The organism is Thermodesulfobacteriota bacterium, assembly GCA_040756475.1.
Lineage (GTDB): Bacteria > Desulfobacterota > Deferrisomatia > Deferrisomatales > JACRMM01 > JBFLZB01.
The window spans coordinates 17,273-20,855 of record JBFLZB010000082.1; the positions used below are offsets into that span (position 1 = coordinate 17,273).

At 65.6% G+C, this 3,583-nt stretch carries 7 protein-coding genes; 2 read left to right on the forward strand and 5 right to left on the reverse strand.

Annotated elements, in window-relative coordinates; genetic code table 11:
• Positions 1 to 291 precede the first annotated feature (291 nt).
• On the reverse strand, positions 292 to 597 hold the full coding sequence (locus AB1578_12930) for a HigA family addiction module antitoxin (protein ID MEW6488802.1): 306 nt from the start codon (positions 595 to 597) through the stop codon (positions 292 to 294).
• Positions 598 to 607: 10 nt separating this feature from the next.
• Positions 608 to 886 (reverse strand): type II toxin-antitoxin system RelE/ParE family toxin, encoded by a 279-nt coding sequence (locus AB1578_12935; GenBank protein ID MEW6488803.1) that lies wholly within the window; start codon positions 884 to 886, stop codon positions 608 to 610.
• 319 nt (positions 887 to 1,205) lie between these two features.
• Between AB1578_12935 and AB1578_12940 the strand changes: the two genes are divergently transcribed.
• Entirely contained in the window at positions 1,206 to 1,481 is a 276-nt protein-coding gene (locus AB1578_12940; protein ID MEW6488804.1) for a DUF433 domain-containing protein, read from the forward strand.
• Complete coding sequence (locus AB1578_12945; GenBank protein MEW6488805.1) at positions 1,478 to 1,834, forward strand: DUF5615 family PIN-like protein; 357 nt, start codon at positions 1,478 to 1,480, stop codon at positions 1,832 to 1,834. Before AB1578_12940 ends, AB1578_12945 begins: the two co-directional genes overlap by 4 nt.
• Positions 1,835 to 2,016: 182 nt before the next feature.
• Here AB1578_12945 and AB1578_12950 read toward each other — a convergent pair whose 3' ends face one another.
• Genes AB1578_12950 through AB1578_12960 form a run of 3 tightly spaced genes read right to left on the reverse strand, consistent with a single transcriptional unit; the run spans position 2,017 to position 2,966 of the window.
• Complete coding sequence (locus AB1578_12950) at positions 2,017 to 2,307, reverse strand: DegT/DnrJ/EryC1/StrS family aminotransferase (GenBank protein ID MEW6488806.1); 291 nt, start codon at positions 2,305 to 2,307, stop codon at positions 2,017 to 2,019.
• Between the two features lie 30 nt (positions 2,308 to 2,337).
• Complete coding sequence (locus tag AB1578_12955) at positions 2,338 to 2,736, reverse strand: type II toxin-antitoxin system VapC family toxin (GenBank protein MEW6488807.1); 399 nt, start codon at positions 2,734 to 2,736, stop codon at positions 2,338 to 2,340.
• Positions 2,736 to 2,966: an AbrB/MazE/SpoVT family DNA-binding domain-containing protein gene (locus AB1578_12960; protein ID MEW6488808.1), complete on the reverse strand. Its 231-nt coding sequence runs from the start codon at positions 2,964 to 2,966 to the stop codon at positions 2,736 to 2,738. The genes AB1578_12955 and AB1578_12960 overlap by 1 nt, the downstream gene beginning before the upstream one ends.
• Positions 2,967 to 3,583 lie beyond the last annotated feature (617 nt).

The window sequence follows — 3,583 nt, forward strand, 5'->3', positions numbered from 1 at the left end:
GTTCCCGGTTAAGATCTCAACCGGGTCTCGACCGGGAACAGCGGCCTGTGGCCGCCGACACCGGGAACAGCCGCCGCAGGCGGCCGACACCGTCCCCTTCGGGGAGTTCCCGGTTCGGCTCAAACTCGAAACGTGGAACGCGGAACGCCGAACCCGGCACGCCCGGTTCTCCTCACCCCTTCCACCACCCGCCCCAGGTCCCCCTCCGTCATGGCCGGTTGCCGCGACAGGTGCATGGCCCTCGTCCCCATCAGGGCAAGCGCCCCGTGGCTGACCGCCGCACAGGAGGCTTCACGCCGCCCGCCCGAGCGGGCGCACCTCTTCTTCAATCACGGGACCCACTGCCTTTTCGGCGACCTTGAGGTCATAGCTGGCCTGGAGGTTGAGCCAGAGCTGCGGCGTGGTACCGAAAAATCGGGCCAGACGAAGCGCGGTGTCTGCTGTAACCGCGCGCTTCTCGTTGAGGATAGCGGTAATCCGGTTCGGCGGTACTTGAAGCCTCCGAGCGAGTGCGTTGGCCGAGAGCCCCAAGGGCAGCAGAAACTCCTCGCGAAGAAATTCACCGGGGTGGATAGGGGGGAGCCTGTTGACGGTCATCGGTCATCTCCTAATGGTAGTCAACGATCTCGACATCGTGTGCGCCGTCGGCCTCCCATCGAAAGCACAGGCGCCACTGATCGTTGATCCTCACGCTCCATTGGCCTTCGCGGTCGCCCCGGAGCCTTTCCAGGCGGTTTCCGGGAGGGGCCGCGAGGTCTCGAACATCGGTCGCGTCGGCCAGGTACTGGAGCTTGCGCTGTGCCACGCGCTCCATCGCTCGAAACCGCCTCGGAGTCTTCCCGCTGAAGAGAGCCTCGGTGTCGCGGCAGCGAAAGCTCCGGATCATGCGCACACCCTATTACGCAACGCGTATTACGTCAAGCAGTTAGCTTCCTGCACCCGCTCCGGGTGGCGAGTTCCCGGTTCCCAGTTCCGGGTTGAGACCTCGACCGGGAACAGCCGCCGCAGGCGGCCGACACCGGCCCCTTCGGGGAGTTCCCAGTTCCCAGTTCCGGGTCTCGACCGGGAACAGCGGCCTGTGGCCGCCGACACCGGCCCCTCCTTTCACTTTTCCCCCGTCCCCCGTAACCCTCGGAACACCGGGCGCTGAGTCCCTGTTCTCTGGCCTACGGGGCCGGGCAGGGGTATTCTCGCAACGGCTACCCGTGCAACAACTCATCCTGAAAGGCAAGGTCATGGCAAGGGATTACGCAGAGAGGATCGTACGGGATCGCGCGATCTGCGGCGGCGAGCCGGTGATCAAGGGGACGCGGGTGACGCTGCGCACCGTTCTGGCGAGTCTCGCCGAGGGAGACTCCAGTGCTGACATCCGGTCCGACTTCCCGACGCTGACCGAAGAGGATATCCGAGCCGTCATCGCCTTTGCCGCGGCTTCCGCGGAAGAAGACCTCCCCGTCTCCGAAGTCCCCCGTGTTGCATGAAGATCAAGCTCGACGAGAATCTCCCGTCGACCCTCGTTGCGGTCCTCCAAGCCGCCGGGCACGACGTCGATACCGTGCCGGGAGAGGGTATCGCCGGCGCGTCCGACCCCCAAGTGTGGGCGGCGGCCCAGAGTGCCGGGCGTCTCCTCATCACCCAGGACCTCGATTTCTCCGACGTGAGCAGATTCAGACCGGGCACACACCATGGACTGGTCCTGGTGCGCCTGAACAACCCATCCCGCAGGGCTCTCTACCGCAGAATCCTCGATGCCCTTGAGCTGGAAGACTCGGAGAGCTGGAAGCGTTGTTTCGTGGTTGTCACGGAGCGCAAGACGCGGGTCCGGCGCCCGTAGCGTCCGCCGTTACCCTTCCCCCGTCACCCTTCACCCAGTTCCCAGTTCCCAGTTCCCAGTTCCCGGTTCCGGGTTCCGGGTTGAGACCTCGACCGGGAACAGCGGCCTGTGGCCGCCGACACCGGGAACAGCCGCCGCAGGCGGCCGACACCGGCCCCTTCGGGGAGTTCCCAGTTCCCGGTTCAGCTAACTCCAGACACGGAACCCGGAACGCGGCACCCGGCACGCCCGGTTCTCCTCACCCCCTCCACCACCCGCCCCAGATCCCCCTCCGTCATCGCCGTCCCGGAGGGTAGGCACAGGCCCCGGGCAAACAGCTCCTCGCTCACGGCGCCGCTGCGGACCCGGCAATCCCGGAACACCCGCTGAAGGTGCATGGGCTTCCACGCCGGGCGGAAATCGATGCTCTCTGCCTCCAGCACTAGGCGGATGGTCCAACTCGGGCTCCCGGGCGAAGGCCGCGCAGTGGACACTTCGGACCCTCGTTGCCCGCGCCGCTTTTCTCACCGCGCCCAGTTCTCGACGTCGAGCCCCTGGACTCGGCTGAACTCCCCCACGTTGTTCGTGACCAGAGTAAACCCGCAGGCCAGCGCGTGGGCGGCGATCAGAAGGTCGAGGCTCCCGATCGTCTGTCCCCTCCGCTCCAGATCGGAACGGACGCGGCCATAGGCCTCCGCTGCCCGCGTATCGAACGAGACAACCTCGATCAGTTCGCCCAGCCGTCGCAGCGTGGCGAGGTTGGCCTCGACTTCCCGGCTCTTCAGCGCACCGCACATGAGTTCTGCAAAGGTGATGGCCGACATGCAAATGCCGCCGGCTTCGACCATCGACAGGCGCTCGAGAACCTGCCGCGGCTTCTTTTTGACGGTGTAGATGCAGATATCCGTATCCAGCATGTACATCACAAGATCTCTCGTGTCTGATCCGAGGGCTGCTGGCGGCCCTGTTCCATGAAGTCATCCGGCAGCGACGTCAATAGCTCGAATACTTCTGAAAGGCCTTGTCGCTTTTCCCGAAGAACGATCTCGTCGCCGCGCCGGTGGATTTCGACCTCGCTGCCCCTAACCCGGAACCCCTTCGGCAAGTGCACAAGCTGTGCTCCGCTCTGCTCTACAACCCTCGCCGTTGCCATGGGCCCTCCTCCTTGCTGCAGTTTGCTGCTCCTACGTTGCGTCTCCATCATAGCACAGGCGGGCGGATCGCCCATCCGCCTCGTATCCCGGTGGTCTCCGGTCAGGCGCAGTGTGCCGCGCGCTTCACGGTGGGGCCTGACGGGGTGTACGGGAGGAGCGATCTCTTCGGCCCGGACGACGTCCTCAAGCTTTCCAGCCTCGGGGGGCTGGAGCTGAGGCTCTCGGAGGTGTTTGAGCGGGCGCCTTAACGGGTCGGCGCCAGGGGCGCTCCCCAGTTCCCGGTTAAGATCTCAACCGGGTCTCGACCGGGAACAGCGGCCTGTGGCCGCCGACACCGGGAACAGCCGCCGCAGGCGGCCGACACCGGCCCCTTCGGGGAGTTCCCAGTTCCCGGTTCCCAGTTCCGGGTTGAGATCTCGACCGGGAACAGCGGCCTGTGGCCGCGCAAACTTCGCCTCGAAGGATCGACCATCGGCCCCACGGGCGCGATGTAACTCGAGGCAAACGCCACTCCTATCTTCTCGATCGGACCTCCGAGGCCAGCGTACCGACCAGCGGCTCAGCCACCCAGAACCCCCGGTCGCGCAGGCGCAGGACTTCGTCAACTGGGTCGCTG

What these genes read in the sequence shown, in the direction of transcription:
- AB1578_12955 (MEW6488807.1), bottom strand. Translation starts at nt 2,736, where the DNA reads ATGTACATGCTGGATACGGATATCTGCATCTACACCGTCAAAAAGAAG.
- AB1578_12945 (MEW6488805.1), top strand. Translation starts at nt 1,478, where the DNA reads ATGAAGATCAAGCTCGACGAGAATCTCCCGTCGACCCTCGTTGCGGTC.
- AB1578_12960 (MEW6488808.1), bottom strand. Translation starts at nt 2,966, where the DNA reads ATGGCAACGGCGAGGGTTGTAGAGCAGAGCGGAGCACAGCTTGTGCAC.
- AB1578_12930 (MEW6488802.1), bottom strand. Translation starts at nt 597, where the DNA reads ATGACCGTCAACAGGCTCCCCCCTATCCACCCCGGTGAATTTCTTCGC.
- AB1578_12935 (MEW6488803.1), bottom strand. Translation starts at nt 886, where the DNA reads ATGATCCGGAGCTTTCGCTGCCGCGACACCGAGGCTCTCTTCAGCGGG.